The sequence below is a fragment of the Corallococcus sp. AS-1-6 genome (genome assembly GCF_020037015.1).
Lineage (GTDB): Bacteria > Myxococcota > Myxococcia > Myxococcales > Myxococcaceae > Corallococcus.
This window is the reverse complement of the sequence record NZ_JAIQDE010000002.1, coordinates 612,525-629,792: the sequence shown is the minus strand read 5'-3', so window position 1 is coordinate 629,792 and position 17,268 is coordinate 612,525. Positions and strand designations below refer to the sequence as shown.

The window sequence follows — 17,268 nt, the reverse complement described above, 5'->3', positions numbered from 1 at the left end:
CGCCAGCAGCGCCGAGAGCGCGAACGACGGAAGCGTGAGGCTTCTCTCGGGAGCGGCGGCTAAACCGGAAGCGGATGCTCGAACGACAGAGACATCCATTCAATGGGTGCCTGTGTCGTGAATCTGGACTGCGATAATGGTCTGAAGCTTTCGTGCTCCAGTGCTGCCGGCAATTGCTCTTCGACAACGAGCAGCGTTACCTGTGACGGAGTGACGACACAATGCAATGGGGGCGGGAGTAGCTGCGCCCCCAAGATGACAGGCATACTCCAAACGATTCCTGCCTGCTATCCAGCGCATTGGCCGTATGGGCGTTATCTGGTCGCAGGAAGAGAGAGCGGAGTCACGTACACTTGGTCTGCCTACTCCGCTGACCTGATCTCGACGTATACGGACCCCTCTAACTGGGTAGCTGCGACGGGGGTAGGCTGGTTCACGCTGACGGTTACTGCTTCGCGGCCTGGATGTCCGGTCACAACGACAGTCTCGCAAGACTTCTGGGCCTATGATTACGAAACGGATGCAGGGATCTGTTACTGATTTGGGTCTTTCAAGAGGGGGCGTTCAGATAACCTATGGACGCCCCTAAGTACTTGTTTTTTTACTTGGGACACATATGAAGGATTGTGTAAGCCAAGGCAGGATGAATAAAGACCCTGTAGGTCACCCCGAGTCGGCGACGGTGCCATCCCGCTTGAGCGCCACGGAGTGAAATGCGCCGGCAGCAACGGCCGCCACACTGTCGAGTCCCGGGACACGATCGGGCGGACCTTCGCCCTCTTGGGTGCCATTCCCGAGGGGCCCATCGAAGTTTCGCCCCCAAGCCAGAACCGTTCCATCCTGCCGCAGTGCTAGAACATGGCTGTCGCCCACGGCTATCGTGGTCACGTTCTGGAGTTCTGATGCGTAGATACGTTTCGGCTGGACGTGAGAGGCGTCACCACCAAGTTGGTGACCGCCGTTGTATCCCCATCCCCAAACCGTTCCGGCCGGGGTCACGGCATAATTGATCTGCCACATGGAATACATCCGTGGGCCTGGGTAGAGCCCTTCGTCAATGGCGCCATTGCAGTTGTTGTCCTTGAGGTCTTTGGTTTCAGCGACTTCGGGCCGGATGGCTGCGTTCGTGTCATCGCAGTCCGTGGCGATGGCCACGTAGCCAGAGGGGGCCGCGCAACCAGACACGGCCTGCGTTACGTCGCCATATCCATCTCCATCCGCATCCCGGTACCAGGTCAGGATGGGCAGCCCTTCGTCCTTCGCGCCATCGCAATTGTCGTCACGGCCGTCACAGCGCAGTTCGCTCTGACCGGGATGGAAGGAACGGTCCGTGTCGTCACAGTCGCCGCCCTGGTCCGCCAGGCGTCCGGTGGGTTGTACGCACTCCGTCATGGCCACGCCGTAGCCATCGCCATCCTCATCGAGGAACCACGTCCGCATGCACGGGGCATCCGCCCAGCATCCACATCCCCAGCGTCAACGCGAGCCGCATCCTCACGGAGTCCCCACCGACGCAGTGGGCTCACCGCTCAGGAAGTACGTGGTGATGGCACCCACGGCCGCGGCCGCCGCCGTGCCGAACAGCACGTTCGCCACCACGGCCTGCCCCCGCGCATCGTCCAGATGCCCGCTCACGTCCGAGGACAGGTCCGCCTCGCGCGCGGAGCTCACGTTGCCGCGCGACTGGAGCCCGATGAAGGACCCCACGCCGCCCGCCACCACCCCCGTGCCCAAGAGCACCCACGACACCGTCGGCACCCGGCGCATCCCGCGCTCACGGGCATCCGCCTTCAAATCCACGCCCGGAGCCGGCGCCGCCGCGACCTGGGCCGGGCTCAACGCCTTCGGAGTCTCCACCACAGGCGCATCCGCCGGCTTCGCCGCCGCCGCGCGCTCCTGCCGCACCGCGCTCCGCACCGACTCGAAGTCCCCCTCCACCTTGGGTGACACCTTCGCCGGAAGCCGGGCCTCCGGCGCCAGCAGCAACCCCGCCCGGAACGACGCCAGCGCCTCCTCCCGCCGCCCCATGTCCGCCAACACCAGGCCCTCGTAGATGGCCGCCGCGCTGCGCTCCGCGTCCGTCCGCGCCAGCCGCCGCGCCCGGGTCACCGCAGCCAGGGCCTGCTCGGACTCCAGGTCCTCATAGAGCCGGGCGGCCTCCGCCATCGCCGCGTCGAAGTACGTGCCCGCCGGCCGGGACGCCGCCGTTCCCGTCCCCGCCGCCTGTCCGAAGGCCGGCCCCACCCCCGACAGGCAGGTCCCGAGCAGCCCGCCGAGCACCCGGAAGGAGGGACACCCATGAGGAGTTTTCATGGAAGACCCCTCTGGCCGGGCTCCTGTCCCCTCATGAACCGTTCAACCCCTCCAGACGACCGCCCACCCGTGGAGGGGGACCGGGCGGCCACGCGCCCGTGGACGCGACGCGGCGCCGCCGCTAGGGTGCGCGGCTTCATGGATCGCCCTCTTACCGTGTTGCCCACCGCCCTCGAGGCCCAGGTCAAGGCCCGGCCGCTCCCGCGCCACGTGGGCATCATCATGGACGGCAACGGCCGCTGGGCGGAGCTTCGCGGCCAGCCCCGGCTGGAGGGCCACCGCGAGGGCAGCGTGAGCGTCCGCGAGGTCACCCGCACCGCGCGCCGCCTGGGCGTCCAGGCCCTCACCCTCTACGCGTTCTCCTCCCAGAACTGGGCCCGCCCGGCGGAAGAGGTCGCCGGGTTGATGGACCTCCTGCGCGAGTACCTGGAGTCCGAGCGCGCCGAGATTTTGGACAACGGCATCCGCCTCAACGCCATCGGCGAGGTGGACAAGCTGCCCCGCTACGTCCGCGAGCCCCTGGAGCGCCTGAGGGCGGACTCCGCCCACAACACGGGCATGGTGCTCACCCTGGCGCTCTCCTACGGCGGCCGCGAGGAGCTGCTGCGCGCCGCCCGCGACCTGGCGCAGGCGGCGGCCCGCGGCGAGCTGGACCCCGCGCGCCTGGACGCCGACGACCTGGAGTCCCGGCTGTGGACCGCGGGGCTGCCGCCCGTGGACCTCATCGTCCGCACCAGCGGCGAGCAGCGCATCTCCAACTTCCTGCTCTGGCAACTGGCGTACGCCGAGCTGTGCTTCACCGACGCCCTGTGGCCTGACTTCCGCACCGAGGAGTTCCTGCGCTGCCTGTCGCAGTACCAGGGCCGCGAAAGGCGCTTCGGGCTGACGTCCGCCCAGGTCAACCGGGACGACACCCCCCAGCGGGCCAAGGCGTGAACGAGAAGAACAAGAACCTCCTCATCCGCGTTGTCACAGGCGTCACCCTCCTGCCGCTGGTGCTCCTGCTCCTGTTCCTGGGCGGGTATTACAGCGCCATCCTCCTGGGCGCCGCCGCGGCCGTGTGCGCCGGCGAGTACTACCTCATCACCCAGAAGCGCCTGGGCGCCGCCGCGTGGGTGGGCATGGCCTTCGCCTTCGTGATGCCGCTGTTGCCGCTGCGGGACGCCGCGCGCACCGGCGAGACGGCCTTCTGGCTGACGTCCGTCTTCTTCTTCTTCGCGTGGATCTACAACCTGTTCCGGGGCGTGCTCGCGGAGGCCCCCACCCGGGCCGCGCACCTCGTCACGGGCTTCCTCTACGGCTCCATCGGCCTCACCGCGCTGTCCGCGCTGCGGCTGTTGCCGGGGGAGGGGCTCGCGTGGGTCATCTGCGCGCTCACCATCACCTGGGCCAACGACACGCTGGCGTACTTCGCGGGCCGCTTCCTGGGGAAGCACAAGCTCTACCCCGCGGTGAGCCCGAACAAGACGTGGGAGGGCTTCTTCGGCGGCATGGTCGGCTCCGTGCTGGGCATGTTCATCGCCAAGCTCGGCTTCTTCCCCATCTTCACCGTCTGGGACTGTGTGGTGCTGGGCATCGCGGGGGGCCTGCTGGGCCCCGTGGGTGACCTGTGCGAGTCCATGCTCAAGCGCGCCTACGGCGTGAAGGACTCCGGAAAGCTCATTCCCGGACACGGCGGCGTGCTGGATCGCATCGACGCGCTCATCTTCAACGCGCCGCTGGTGTTCGTCTATGTGCAGTTCGTGAGGCACCTGCTGCCGTAAGTGCCTGATTTCGCGCCTGGCCGCCCGCCTTGCGGCTTGTGTTGTGCGTTGTCCGTGCCGGGGGGCGCGATTACTCTTCCGGCCATGCTCCAGAACCTCGGGTTCTTCATCCTCCTGCTGGGCGTGCTCGTGACGGTGCATGAGCTCGGCCACTTCCTCGTGGCCAAGGCCTGCGGGGTGAAGGTCCTCAAGTTCTCCATCGGGTTCGGGCCGAAGATCATCGGCTTCACCAAGGGTGAGACGGAGTACCAGGTGGCGCTGCTGCCCCTGGGCGGCTTCGTGAAGATGGCCGGGGACCTGCCGCACGAGGAGCTGCCGCCGGAAGAGGCCGCGCGCGGCTTCCTGGCGCAGCCGCCGTGGAAGCGCGGGCTCATCGTCCTGGCGGGCCCGGCCTTCAACCTGCTGTTCCCCATCTTCGTCTACTTCTTCGTCTTCCTGGGCCCCCAGGAGACGCTGTCCACGCGCGTGGGCATGGTGTCGCCGGACATGGCCGCCGCGGCCGCGGGCATCCGCCCTGGGGACCGCATCCTGACCGTGGAGGGCGAGCCGGTCCGCACCTTCGACGACATGCGGGACGCGTTCGTCGGCAAGTTCAACCGCCCCGTCCCCATCACCCTGGAGCGCGACGGGCAGCAGCGCGTGGTGGAGGTGACGCCGGAGAAGAGCTCGGAGGTGTCCCCGGTGGACACCGTCGAGCGCGGGATGATCGGCGTGAGCCCCTACCCGCAGCCGCCGGTGGTGGGCGTGCCGGCGACGTCCCCCGCGGCCGCCGCGGGCCTGAAGAGCTTCGACCGCGTGCTGTCCGTCAACGGCGTGCACGTGCAGGACGAGGCCGCCCTCTACCGCGAGGTGGCCAAGGTGCCGGAGGGCACCCCCATGGAGCTGAGCGTGGCGCGCCTGGCCCCCGTGGCCGTGGGCGCCGTCACCGGACGGCTGCCGGAGGTGGTGAAGGTGTCCCTGCCGCGCCAGCCCGGCGAGGGCGCGGCGGCGCTGGGCGCGGAGGCCGTGGACCTCTACGTGGCGAGCGTGGCGACGGGCAGCGTGGCGGAGGGCGCGGGCATCGTCCCGGGCGACCGCATCGTGGCCATCAACGGCACGCCGCTGAAGTCCTTCAACAAGCTGGCGACGGTGCTCAACGGCCTGCAGGCCCAGCCCTTCACGCTCACCTGGCGCGGTGCCCAGGGCGAGCGCACGGAGAAGCTGGCGCAGGCGCCGCTCAAGACGCGCGACGACTACGGCCAGACGAGCGCCCCGCTGGTGTTCGGCGTGCGGCCGTGGAGCTACAGCAGCGCGGACCTGCCGCCGGTGGAGAAGGTGACCATCGACCTGGGCCCGGCCGCCGCCTTCAAGGAGGCCGCGCTCATCGTCCCCAAGATTGTCGGGCAGATGGTGCAGGTGCTGGGCGGGCTGTTCGTGGGCAAGGTGTCGCCCAGCACGATTGGCGGCCCCATCATGATGTACCAACTGGCCGCCAAGAGCGCCGAGCAGGGCCTGGACAGCTTCCTCAACCTGATGGCCATCATCTCCATCAACCTGGGCGTGATGAACCTGCTGCCCATCCCGGTGCTGGACGGCTTCCACCTCCTGTCCGCGGCGTGGGAGGGCATCCGCCGCCGCCCCATCCCCGTGCGCGTGCGCGAGGTGGCGAACATGGTGGGCCTGGCGCTGCTCATCCTGCTCATGCTGCTGGCCGTGACCAACGACGTGACCCGCTGACGAGGTGATGATGCGAGGACGGACCGCGCTCCTGCTGCTGGGGATGGGATTGTGTGCTGGCTGCGCGTCGCGCGCGGCGAAGCCCCAGCCGCCAGAGGGCTCCTCCGGCGGTGAAGGCACGAAGGTGACGCGCCGGGAGAAGATGCCTCGCAACTACCTGGGCGAGGGGCTCGCGTCCTTCTACGGCCCCGGCCTCCACGGCCGGCCCACCGCCAGCGGGGAGAAGTTCAACCAGAACGCCCTCACCGCCGCGCACCGCACGGAGCGCTTCGGGTCGTGCGTGAAGGTGATGAACATGGAGAACGGCCGCCACGTGGAGGTGCGCGTCAACGACCGCGGCCCCTTCGTGGACGGCCGCATCATCGACCTGTCGAAGGCCGCGGCGAAGCAACTGGGCATGCTGGACAAGGGCCTGGCGCGCGTGCGGCTGTACCGGTGCGGCAGCGACCGCGTGTCGCACGTGCCGGTGGAGTTCTGGGCCGTTCCGGCCTGAGTGCCTTGAAACGAAAGAAGGGATGTCGCCTGTGCTGCTCGCGCTGGACACCTCCACGCTGACGCTGTCGCTCGCCCTGGTGGAACGCCAGGGGGCGGACGTGCGCGCCGTGGAGCACGTGGTGGTGCCTCCTCCGGACAAGCAGAGCGAGGTGCTGCCCGGCGTCGTCGGGGACCTGCTTTCGCGCCACGGCCTGAAGCTCAAGGACCTGGAGGGGCTGGCGGTGGGCCTGGGGCCCGGCTCGTTCACGGGCCTGAGGATCGGCCTGGCCACGGTGAAGGCGCTGGCGTACGCCACGGGCCTGAAGGTCGCCGGCGCGTCGTCGCTGGCGGCGGTGGCGCTGGAGGGGCCGGAGGGCGTGCCGCTGTTCTGCCTCGCCGTGGCGCGCAAGGACGACCTCTACCTGGGCGCCTACCGCCGCGTGGGGTCCACGGTGGAGGCGCTGGAGCCGGAGACGGCCATGTCGCCAGAAGAGGTGGCGCAGCGCATGGCCGCGGCACCGGAGGCCGTGGCGCTGGGCCCGGCGCTCGCGGACTACCGCCAGGCGCTGGAGCGGCACGGGGTCGCGCCGCACCGGCTGTTGTCCGGCCCGGCCTTCCCGTCCGCGGTGGAGGTGGGGCGGCTGGCGAGGCTGCCGGAGGCGTACTCCCAGGAGGCGCTCTTCGCCCTGGAGCCGCACTACGTCCGCGCGTCCGAACCGGAGCGCAACCCGAAGTTCCCGCCGCTGCCGGGCCCCGCGCCCACGGCGCGCCTGAAGGAAGACTGAAGCCTCCGCCTCCAGGGCGCTTCGTCGTGCTCGCGCGGGCGGAGGCGCTGACGTAAAGGAGCCCGTCATGAGAGAGAACCTTCGGATTGGCGTGGTGGGCGCCACGGGCGTGGTGGGCCGCGAGGTGCTGGCGAACCTGTACGCGCGCGACGTGCCGGTGGAGCAGGTGCAGGCCTTCGGCTCGGAGCGCTCCAAGGGCCTGGAGGTGGAGTACGGCGAGGACACGCTGGAGGTGGAGCGGGCCTCCGCGGACGCCTTCCGGGGCATCCACGTCGTGCTGCTGGCCACCCCCGCGGAGGCGTCCCGCACGCTGGCCCCGGCCGCGCAGTCCGCGGGCGCGTGGGTGGTGGACGCGAGCAGCGCCTTCCGGAGCGACGGCAACGTGCCGCTCATCCTCCCGGGCTTCAACACGGAGGCCCTGGGGCCGGGCTTCAGCTTCAAGGGCCGGGTGGTGAGCCTGCCGGGCATCGTCACCAGCGCCGCGGTGCACCTGGTGGAGCCGCTGCGCCGCGCGTTCGGCGTGGTGCGCGCGCAGGTGACGGCGCTGATGGGCGCCTCCAGCGCGGGCGTGCGCGGCATCTCCGAACTGGAGAAGCAGACCGCGGACCTGCTCTCCGGCCGCGAGCCGGAGCCGCAGGCCTTCCCGCACCGCGTGGGCTTCAACCTGGTGCCCCAGGTGGGCGGCTTCATGGTGAACAGCCCGTGGACGGAGGAGGAGGGCGGCTGGACGCTGGAGGCCGCGCGCCTCTTCGCCGCCCTGGGCGAGACGCCCGTCCTGGCCGGCACCGCCGTGCAGGTGCCCACCTTCCACGGCCACGGCCTCACCGTGAACGTGCAGCTCAAGAAGCCGGGCCCCGTGGAGCAGGTGCGCGCCGCCCTGAAGACGTCCCCGTCCCTCAAGGTGCTGGATGTCCCCGGCGAGCGCGTCTACCCCATGCCCATGCTGGTGATGAGCGACCCGGCCGTCCACGTGGGCCGGGTGCGCGCCTTCCCCCAGGCCCCGGAGTGGGTGACGCTCTTCGCGTCCGTGGACAACGCCGGCCGGGCCGCCGCCCACCTGGTGGACGCGGGCCTCAAGCTGGCGGAACGCCCCGCCTGACATTTTGGCAAAGCCCCCGGGGACCCCTTGCCTGTTTGGCGCGCGAACCCGGGGTTTTCCTTGGGAAACAGGCCGTCCGGACGGGGCTTGAGGGTGGCCCCGCCCTTGCTAGCTTCCGGCCCATCCATGCGCCTTCCATTCATTGGCCTCCTGCTCTTCGCGTCCACGGCCGTGGCCCAGGTGGGGCCAGCGGTGAGCTTCACGAGCGCGACCACCACCACGAGCAACAACACCGTCACGGTGCCCAAGAGTGAGTGTGGCAATGCGCGCCGGTTCACCTGGACGCGCACGGGCAACATCTGCGGCGGTTCGCTCTTCATCTACGCGACGACGGGGACCTGCGGCGGGGAGCCCACCGCCACGGACCTGAAGCTGGTGAGCCTCGGCTCGAGCGACTCCACGACCACCGGCACCGTGAACTTCAGCGTGCAGCAGTTGCTCGCGGCGCGCGGCGGGGGGACGGACGGGGGGAGCGCGGCGACGTGCGACTCTCAGACCTCCGAGATCTCCTTCAACCTGTGTGCGTCCGCGCGGCAGGTGGGCGGCTACCTGGGCACCGAGTGCCAGACGGCCTACGCCAACGTGGGCTCCCCGACCTTCGTGTTGAAGTACGACCCGCAGCCGCCCGCGACGCCCACCATCGCCGCCGTCATCCCCCGGGACTCGGCGCTGTCGGTGCAGGTGGACGGCGCGGAGGCGGACTCCACCGTCATCGTGGAGGTGGCGATGGTCGCGTCCGCGGACACCGACGCCGGCACGGACGGGGACGCGGGCACGGACGCCGACGCCGGCACGGACACCGACGCGGGCACGGACGACGGCGGGATGGGGCTGGTGGGGTCGCTGGCGCTGGAGGGGACCACGGGGCCGGTGACGCGCGTGGACAAGGCGGCCGGCGAGGGGAACGTCGTCATCACCGGCCTTACGAATGGCGTGACGTACCGGCTCCAGGCCATCATCCGGGACGCTGCGGGCAATGAGAGCCCCGCGTCCGCCTCGGTGGACGCGACGCCCGTGAAGAGCAATGGCTTGTTCGATGCGTATGTGGACGCTGGCGGTCAGGAGCGCGGCGGGTGTGCCGCGGCCGGCGGCGGCCTCGCGGGTGGCGCGGTGCTGGCCGCGCTGGGCATCTGGTTGTCGTCTCGGAGGAAGGTGTCATGAGCAGCACGGCTGTGGGCCTGGGAGTCGCGGCGCTTCTCTTGGCGGTACCGGCGGTGGCGCAGGAGGTGACCATCCCCACGCGCTCTCCGCGCACGGGCGCGGTCATCTTCCGCGGGGGCGGCTACAAGCCGCGCATCGACACGGAGAAGGCCCTCAACGGCGCGACGCCGTACAAGGACACCTTCGGTGACGCGTCGCTGCTGCTCATTGAAGGAGAGCTCCAGCGCTTCTTCTACCAGGGCATCGGCACGGCGGGCCTGGGCCTGGGCCTGGGGTACGCGGAGAAGTACGCGGACGCGAAGCTCGATGACGGCTCGGCGGCGGCGGACAAGGCGGCGCTGAAGGTGCTGCCCATCCAGCTCAACGCCTTCTACAAGTTCGACTACGCGGCCTTCCGCTGGGGCATCCCGCTGGTGCCGTACGCCAAGCTGGGGCTCATCTACTCCCCCTGGTGGATGACCAAGGGCAGCACCACGGAGGTGGTGGAGGGCAGCAAGGCCAGCGGCGGCAAGTGGGGCTGGGGCGGCACCGCCGGCGTGTCGTTCCTCCTGGACGTGCTGGAGCCGCGCTTCGCGCGCGACTTCGACTCGGACCTGGGGGTGAACCACTCGTACCTCTTCGCCGAGTACACCCATGCGGATGTGAACAACTTCGGCGGCAAGGGCCTGAACCTGGGCAGCCGGCGCTGGATGTTCGGTCTGGCGTTGGACTACTAACCGAAAGGCCCATGGCCTCCCGACCGCGCGCGAACCCGTCCCCGCTTCCGTTCCTCTTCCTCCTGGCCGCCGTGGGCCTGGGGGTCTCCGGTTGCCGGGGGCTGAGGCCGGACCTGGGGCCGGAGCGCACGCTGGAGGCGGGGGTTCCGGAGGCCTTCGGCTCCACCGCCCCGAAGGCGCCCTCCATCACCTGGGACTTCGGGGACGGCACGCCGCCCCAGACGGTGCCGGGCGTCAAGCACGCGTGGGCCACCGCCGGCCGCTACACCGTGCGGGCGCTGGACGGGGACAAGGAGCTGGCCCGGGTGGTGCTCACCGTGGTGCCGCGTCCGGTGCTCCGCGCGGTGCCCGAGGACGCGCAGACGGTGCTGTGGGTGCCCCGCGTGCGCGGCAACGTCGAAGGGCTGGTGGACTTCTACGGGCGGCTGGTGGGCCGGGGCAACGTGCGCCAGACGCTGGCGGACACGCCGCTCGTGCCGCTGCTGCTGCGCGGCCTGGGGCCCGGCCCCTCGGAGGTGGACCCCGAGGAGGGCTTCGGCTTCTTCCTCCTGCCGGACTTCGACGGCGTGGTGGCGCTGCTGGGCGTGACGGACCCGCGCGCGGCGCTCTCGGCCGTGGCGCGGGAGCTGCGCGGCGCCGGCCACCGGGTGCTGTCCCGCGAGGACGGCAGCGCGCGCGTGGAGCCGGTGGACGGCGGCAACGCCATGCTGCTCTTCGCGGACCGGGGCTACGTGTACCTCGCGGTGCCGGACTCGCCGGACGCGCCCGCGCCCGGGGAGACGGTGAAGGCGCTGGCGGTGGAGGAGTCCCCGGACGTGGAGCAGGTGCGCCGCAGGGTGGAGGCGCTGTCCGGGCCGGGCATCTCCGAGAACGCGCTCCTGGCGGAGCTGCGCGGCAAGGTGCGCGACGGCAGCGTGTTCCTCTTCTCCGCGCCGCCGGTGCCGGAGGCGGAGAAGGAGGACATGCCGGTGCGCGGCTTCTTCGCAGCGCTCGCGGTGCAGGCAGACCAGGCGGAGCTGGACGGCTTCCTGTCCTCGTCCCGGCCGCTGCTGGGCGGCGCGCGGGGCCCGGCGTCGCGGCTGCTGGGGCGCGCGGCGGAGGGGCCGGTGGCGGCGGCGCAGGTGTCCGTGCCTCCGGAGGAGCTGGCGCGGCTGGTGTTCGGCTCGCCGGAGTCGCCCCGGCGGCAGCGGACGCTGGAGCGCTGGCGCGCGCAGGGGCTGGACGCGGAGCCGCTCCTGAAGGCGCTGCGCGGGGACGTGGCGATGCTCGTCTACTTCGACGCGGCGGCCTTCTTCCGGAGCTTCATCCGGGACCGGCGCCCCGCGCCCAAGGGCACGGTGGTGATGGAGGCGGGGCTCGCGTCCGTGCAGCCGGTGCTGCGGCTCATCCAGAAGCAACTGGAGGACAACGGGCTCGTCTTCCAGAAGGAGGCGCAGGGCGGCACCACGCGCTTCCGCACGCGGCTGCTGGAGCAGCCGGTGTCGCTCACGCTCGACCCGGAGCGCGCCACGCTGGAGGCCGGCGAGGTGCTCACCGGCCGCGAGCTGGGGGACGTGGGCGCGACGCTGCGCACGCGCTTCGGCGCGGAGGCGTTCGGGCCGGGCCACCTGTCGCTGATGGTGGACATGGGGCGGCTTCGGGCGGACCTCGCCGGGGTGCGCTCGGTGCCGGGGGTCGGCTCGACGGAGCTCCTGGCGAGCCAGGTCTTCGTGACGGCGCTCCTGGAGAAGTTCACCCCCTTCGAGTACGGGTTCCTCGACTTCTCCCCGGTGGACGGCGGCGGGCGGCTCCAGGGCCGCGTCGTGCTGCGCGAGCGCTAGGGACACGCCAGCAGGAGGCAGGTCATGTCCGTCACGGTGCTGTACTTCGCCGCGGCCCGCGAGCGCGCGGGCCTGTCCCGCGAGTCGTTGGACGTGCCGCCCGGCGCGCGCGTCTCGGACGTGCTCTCGCTGCTGGCCGCGAAGCACCCGCCGCTGGCGCCGCTGCTGCCGCACCTGCGCGTGGCGGTGCAGCAGCAGTTCGTGGGGCTGGACTCACCGGTGGCGCCGGACGCGGAGCTGGCGTTGATTCCGCCCGTGGCCGGCGGGGCGCCGCGCCTCTTCTCCGTGGTGGGCCGGCCGCTCGCGCTCTCGGAGGTCGTGGACGCGGTGGCGTCCCAGGGGGCGGGCGGGCTGGTGACGTTCTCCGGCGCCGTGCGCGACCAGACGAAGGGCCGGCGCGTGCTGCGGCTGGAGTACGAAGCCTACGCGCCCATGGCGGAGGCGAAGCTGGCGGAGATTGGCGACGAGGTGGCGCGCACGTGGCCGGGGACGCGGCTGGCCATCGTGCACCGCGTGGGCACCCTGGTGCCGGGCGAGCTGGCCGTCGTCATCGCCGCGGCCTCCGCGCACCGCAAGGAGGCCTTCCTGGGCTGCGAGTACGCCATCGAGCGGCTCAAGCAGGACGTGCCCATCTGGAAGAAGGAGTTCTTCGAGGACGGCGAGGTCTGGGTGGGCCTGGGGCCCTGAAGCCCTGGGCCTAGCGCACGCCGAAGCTCGCCGGGACGGTGACGCGCGCGCCGCCGTCCTGCTGCTGGGTGGCGCGCTCGGCTTCCGTCATGGGCTTGAGCGGCTGGTCCAACCCCATGGCCTTGCGGCGCGCCTCCTCCTTGTCGTGGGCCGCCTGCAGCGCTCGCGCGTTGTTCGCGGCCATGCGCGCCGGATCCGGCCCCATGACGAGGAAGGCGACGGGGGCGCTCAGGAAGAGGATGGCCACCGTGATGATCCAGGCCACGTCCTTCACGAGGAAGCGGCCCGCGCGCTCCTTCACCACCGACGGCTGCACCAGCAGGTTCAGCTCGCCCTCCACGAGGCGCAGCGTCATGCCCTCGTGCAGCTCCACCGCCGTGCGGCCCGGCGCGCCCGTCAGCTCGTCGGGGCCCACCGGCTGGAAGGCGTCGCCCTTGAGGCGCTTCTCCACGCGGGCGGACGGCGGCACGTGGATGCGCCAGCCCTTCGGGGTGCGCTCGGCCAGGAGGAAGGGCTCCTCCGGCAGCGTGAAGCCGTAGAGGGGCAGGGGGGCCGTCTCGTCGGGCGCGGCGTGGACCTGGCCCAGCTCCGGGCCATAGCTCCAGGCCTCCGCCAGGGAGGTGCCCCAGTACAGCTCGCAGAAGAGTCCACCGTCCGCCACGGAGGCGGAGGGCGCGGAAGGCGTGGGCATGTCGGGCCGGAGCATAAGGCCTTCGCGGACGCCCGGCCCCTGCTTCGTGGGCCGGACGTCCCCTGGACGACGGGCGGCCTGCCCCTCAGGCGCCCGTCAGGTCCTTGAGCAGCGCCTCCAGCGTCTCGAAGTGCAGCGGCTTCACCAGGTGCGCGTCGAAGCCCGCGGCCTTGGAGCGCTGGCGGTCCGACTCCTGGCCGTACCCCGTCACCGCCACCAGCTTGAGGGCGCGGGGCTCCTCCTGCTGGCGCAGCAGCCGGGCCAGCTCGTAGCCGTCCATCACCGGCAGGCCGATGTCCAGGAGCGCGATTTCGGGGCGGAACGCCTTCGCCGCCTCCAGGCCGCTGGGGCCGTCGTAGGCCACGCGCGTCGTGCAGCCCAGGAACTCCAGCGACTCGGACAGCACGTCCGCCGCGTCGCGGTTGTCATCCACGATGAGCACGCGCGCGCTCATGGAGACGGGCTCCTGGGGGACGAGCGCGCCGGGCTGCGGCGTGGGCAGCGCGGCGGGGGCCTCCGCCTCCAGCGCGGGCAGGCGCACGGTGAAGGTGCTGCCGCGGCCCCGGCCCGCGCTGTGCGCGCTGATGGCGCCTTCGTGCAGCGTCACCAGGCTGCGCGCGATGGCGAGCCCCAGCCCCAGCCCGCCCTGGGAGCGGTCCAGCGCCTGGTGCTCCTGCACGAAGAGGTCGAACACGCGCGGCAGCATCTCCGGCGCGATGCCCACGCCGGTGTCGCGCACGCTGACGACGAGCTCCCGGCCCTCGCGCGTGCCCGTCACGGCCAAAAAGCCGCCGGGCTCCGTGTACTTGGCGGCGTTGGTGAGCAGGTTGGCGAACACCTGCGCCAGGCGCGTGGGGTCGCCGTTCAGGTCCATGCCTCGGTCGGGCAGGTCCACCTCCAGCGTGTGCTGGCGCTCGTCGATGACGGGGCTGGTCTGCTCGATGGCCTTGGCCACCACGTCGGTGAGCGTGACGCGCTCGCGCTTGAGGGTGACCTTGCCCCGGGTGACGCGGCTGACGTCCAGCAGGTCGTCCACCATGCGCACCAGGTGCGTCACCTGCCGCTCGATGAGCGTCCGCTCGCGCTCCGCGGCCGTCTCCCCCCGCAGGCGCATCAGTTGGAGCGCGGTGAGGATGGGGGCCAGCGGGTTGCGCAGCTCGTGGCCGAGCATCGCGAGGAACTCGTCCTTGGCGCGGTTGGCGGCCTCCGCCTCGCGCCGCGCGGTGGCCAGCTCCGTCACGTCGAAGACGACCACGATGATGGACTCCACCTGGCCCATCGCGTCGCTCATGGGCTGGTAGACGAAGTCGAAGAACACCTCGCGCGTGGACTGCTCCGGGCCGTCGTTGAAGACGACGCGCAGGGAGCGGCCGATGTGCGGCTCGCCCGTGGTGTAGACGCCGTCCAGCAGCTCGTAGATGCCCTGGTGCGCCAGCTCCGGCAGGGCTTCGCGGATGGCCTTGCCCGTCACGTCGCGGTGCGCGATGAGCTTGAGGTAGTTCTCGTTGGCGAACTCGTAGACGTGCTCCGGGCCCCGCAGGATGGCGATGCCCACGGGCGCGTGCTGGAAGATGCGCGCCAGCCGCTCGCCGTGCGCGGCCTCCAGCTTGCGCAGGCGGGAGCGGGTGAGCTGCGCGGTGACGCGCGCGAGCAGGTCCCTGGTGGAGAAGGGCTTCACCAGGTAGTCATCCGCGCCCGCCGCCAGGCCCTCTTCCTGGGCCTCCTCGCCCGCGCGGGCGGACAGCAGGATGACGGGCACCGTGCGGGTGCGCTCGTCGGCGCGCAGGGCCTGGAGCAGCGCGAAGCCGTCCATCCCCGGCATCATCACGTCGGACAGGATGAGGTCCGGGGGCCGGGCGAGCGCGGCCTGGAGCGCGGCCTGTCCGTCCGCCACCGCCTCCACCGTCCAGTGCGCGCCCAGCAGCCGGCCCACGTACTCGCGCATGTCCGCGTTGTCGTCCGCGAGCAGCACGCGCCCGCGCTCCTGCATCCCCAGCGAGGCCGGCTCGAGGGCCGGGGGCGTCCCGGCGTCCTCCTCCGGCGGGGGCGGCGCGTTCGTGAGCCACCCCAGGGCGTCGCGCACGTACGGGGCCGTGCCCGCGGGCAGCGAGCGCTGGCTCTTCGTGGACGTCACGTGCTCCGGCGGCAGGTGCGCGAAGCCCGTGGGGATGCGCACGGTGAAGGTGGTGCCGCGCTCCAGCTCGCTCTGGACGGTGAGCGTGCCGCCGTGCAGCCGCACCAGCTCGTGCACCAGCGCCAGGCCGATGCCGGAGCCTTCGTGGGAGCGCGCGCGGGCGCCGTGGACGCGGTGGAAGCGCTCGAAGAGGCGGGGCAGTTCGTGCGCGGGGATGCCGGTGCCGGTGTCGGTGACGCGCAGCTCGACGTGCCCGTCCCGCTGCGCCTGCGCCACGGTGATGGTGCCGGTGAAGGTGAACTTCAGCGCGTTGGAGACGAGGTTGAGGACGATCTTCTCCCACATCTCATGGTCCACCCAGGCCGGCTCTGGCAGGGACGGACAGTCCACGTCGAGCACCAGCCCCGCGCGCTCGATGGCGGAGCGGAAGGCGCTGGCGAGCCCGGCGGTGAGGGCGGCCAGGTCGGTGGGTTCGTAGGTGGCGCGCACGCGCCCGGCCTCGATGCGCGCGAAGTCCAGGAGCGTGTTGACCAGCTTGCGCAGGCGCTCGGCGTTGCGGTGCACCGTCTCCAGCGCGTCGCCCTGGAGCGCTCGCGCGGGGCTGGCGAGCGCGTCCTCGGTGGGGCCCAGCAGCAGCGTGAGCGGCGTGCGCAGCTCGTGGCTGATGTTGCTGAAGAAGGCCGTCTTCGCGCGGTCCAGCGCCGCGAGCTCCTCCGCGCGCTGGCGCTCCTCCTGGTAGGCGCGCGCGTTGGCGACCCCGGCGGCGACCTGCTCGGCGGTGGCCTGGAAGAAGGCGTGGTAGGGCGCGTCCAGCAGCCGCCGGGGGCTGACGCCGCCCACGAGGAAGCCATAGGGCCGCGTCTGTCCGGGCCGCGTGAGCGCGCGCACCACCGCGAGCGACGGCGGCGTGTTCCACCGGCCTGGGGGCAGGGCGCGCAGGCGCTGCCCCAGGTCCTTCACGACGATGGCCTCGCCGGTGCGCATGGCCTCGGCGAAGGGCCAGTCCGCGCCGGACCCGGCGGAGAGGGACTGCTGCGCGGGCAGCGCTTCCAGGACGCTGTCGGGCAACCGGCTGCCGCCCGCGAGCCGCGCGGTGTCGCCGCTCGCGTCGAGCAGGTAGAGCAGGCAGAACGGCAGGTCCAGGTCGTTGCCCGCGAGCACCTCCAGGCTGGTGCGGCAGGCCTGCTCGGGGGACTTCGCGTCGGCGGAGCGCGCCGCCAGGTCGCGCAGCATGCGCAGTTGCCGGTCGTGCTGCACCTCCTGCGTCGTCTCCCGCACGGTGACGAGCACGCCGCCCACGCCGCCCTGTTCGTCGGGGATGGGGCTGTACGAGAACGTGTGGAACGTCTCCTCGAGGAACCCGCGGCTGTTGATGAACAGCGCCAGGTTCTCGCTCCAGGTGGCGGGGCCGCCGTTGAGCACGCCCCGGGCCATGGGGCCGACGACGTCCCAGATTTCGGGCCAGACCTGCTCGCCCCGCGCGCCCATGGAGCCCGGGTGCTTGCGGCCCAGCACCGGGCGGTACGCGTCGTTGTAGAGCTGGATCATCTCCGGGCCCCACCACATGAGCATGGGGAAGCGGTTGTGGAGCACGACGCCCGCCATCGTCTTCAGGCTGACGGGCCAGTCGCGTGACGGGCCCAGCGGCGTGCGGGACCAGTCCATCGAGCGCACCAGCTCGCCCATCTCACCGCCGCCCGCGAACTGGCGCTCCTCGGGAGGGGGGACGGCGGGGGATGGGGACTGGGGCATGCGGAGCTCTGGAGGGGGCGCGAGGTGGATGGAGCCCAGGGCTTCTATTGGCCGACACGCGGCCATGCAATCAACGAGGTGGATTGCAACCGTGCGGCACCCGCCATCCAACAGGAGCTCCGCTCCCTGGAAGCAGGCCGGTGGAGCAGCCGGGCGG

14 protein-coding genes are annotated in these 17,268 nt (G+C 71.6%); 10 read left to right on the top strand and 4 right to left on the bottom strand.

Going from position 1 to position 17,268, the window contains the following annotated elements:
- Nucleotides 1-663: 663 nt before the first annotated feature.
- Together K8612_RS05450 and K8612_RS05445 are read right to left on the bottom strand one after the other, a co-directional pair.
- Complete coding sequence (locus K8612_RS05450) at nt 664-1,440, bottom strand: MopE-related protein (RefSeq protein WP_223761465.1); 777 nt, start codon at nt 1,438-1,440, stop codon at nt 664-666.
- Nucleotides 1,441-1,494: 54 nt separating this feature from the next.
- The gene (locus tag K8612_RS05445) at nt 1,495-2,313 is read right to left on the bottom strand and encodes a tetratricopeptide repeat protein (RefSeq protein WP_223761464.1); all 819 of its coding nucleotides are present in this window, start codon (nt 2,311-2,313) and stop codon (nt 1,495-1,497) included.
- Between the two features lie 138 nt (nt 2,314-2,451).
- Between K8612_RS05445 and uppS the strand changes: the two genes are divergently transcribed.
- From uppS to K8612_RS05395, 10 genes are all read left to right on the top strand, one after another.
- The gene (gene uppS, locus K8612_RS05440) at nt 2,452-3,249 is read left to right on the top strand and encodes a polyprenyl diphosphate synthase (RefSeq protein ID WP_223742678.1); all 798 of its coding nucleotides are present in this window, start codon (nt 2,452-2,454) and stop codon (nt 3,247-3,249) included.
- Nucleotides 3,246-4,076 (top strand): phosphatidate cytidylyltransferase, encoded by an 831-nt coding sequence (locus tag K8612_RS05435; protein ID WP_223761463.1) that lies wholly within the window; start codon nt 3,246-3,248, stop codon nt 4,074-4,076. Before uppS ends, K8612_RS05435 begins: the two co-directional genes overlap by 4 nt.
- Nucleotides 4,077-4,160: 84 nt before the next feature.
- Nucleotides 4,161-5,792: an RIP metalloprotease RseP gene (gene rseP / locus K8612_RS05430; RefSeq protein ID WP_223742676.1), complete on the top strand. Its 1,632-nt coding sequence runs from the start codon at nt 4,161-4,163 to the stop codon at nt 5,790-5,792.
- 10 nt (nt 5,793-5,802) lie between these two features.
- Entirely contained in the window at nt 5,803-6,285 is a 483-nt protein-coding gene (locus tag K8612_RS05425; protein WP_223742732.1) for a septal ring lytic transglycosylase RlpA family protein, read from the top strand.
- Between the two features lie 22 nt (nt 6,286-6,307).
- Nucleotides 6,308-7,051, top strand: a complete 744-nt coding sequence (gene tsaB, locus K8612_RS05420; RefSeq protein ID WP_223761462.1) for a tRNA (adenosine(37)-N6)-threonylcarbamoyltransferase complex dimerization subunit type 1 TsaB — start codon at nt 6,308-6,310, stop codon at nt 7,049-7,051.
- A 67-nt stretch (nt 7,052-7,118) separates the two neighbouring features.
- Entirely contained in the window at nt 7,119-8,150 is a 1,032-nt protein-coding gene (locus K8612_RS05415) for an aspartate-semialdehyde dehydrogenase (RefSeq protein WP_223761461.1), read from the top strand.
- A 126-nt stretch (nt 8,151-8,276) separates the two neighbouring features.
- Complete coding sequence (locus K8612_RS05410) at nt 8,277-9,311, top strand: MXAN_2561 family MXYO-CTERM-anchored protein (RefSeq protein WP_223761460.1); 1,035 nt, start codon at nt 8,277-8,279, stop codon at nt 9,309-9,311.
- Entirely contained in the window at nt 9,308-10,027 is a 720-nt protein-coding gene (locus K8612_RS05405; protein WP_223761459.1) for an MXAN_2562 family outer membrane beta-barrel protein, read from the top strand. The genes K8612_RS05410 and K8612_RS05405 overlap by 4 nt, the downstream gene beginning before the upstream one ends.
- 11 nt (nt 10,028-10,038) lie before the next feature.
- On the top strand, nt 10,039-11,847 hold the full coding sequence (locus tag K8612_RS05400; RefSeq protein ID WP_223761458.1) for a PKD domain-containing protein: 1,809 nt from the start codon (nt 10,039-10,041) through the stop codon (nt 11,845-11,847).
- Nucleotides 11,848-11,871: 24 nt separating this feature from the next.
- Nucleotides 11,872-12,534 (top strand): molybdenum cofactor biosynthesis protein MoaE, encoded by a 663-nt coding sequence (locus K8612_RS05395; RefSeq protein WP_223761457.1) that lies wholly within the window; start codon nt 11,872-11,874, stop codon nt 12,532-12,534.
- A gap of 10 nt (nt 12,535-12,544) precedes the next feature.
- Here the strand turns inward: K8612_RS05395 and K8612_RS05390 are convergent, their stop codons facing one another.
- Entirely contained in the window at nt 12,545-13,225 is a 681-nt protein-coding gene (locus K8612_RS05390) for a hypothetical protein (RefSeq protein ID WP_223761456.1), read from the bottom strand.
- An 85-nt stretch (nt 13,226-13,310) separates the two neighbouring features.
- Complete coding sequence (locus K8612_RS05385) at nt 13,311-17,111, bottom strand: ATP-binding protein (RefSeq protein ID WP_223761455.1); 3,801 nt, start codon at nt 17,109-17,111, stop codon at nt 13,311-13,313.
- Nucleotides 17,112-17,268 lie beyond the last annotated feature (157 nt).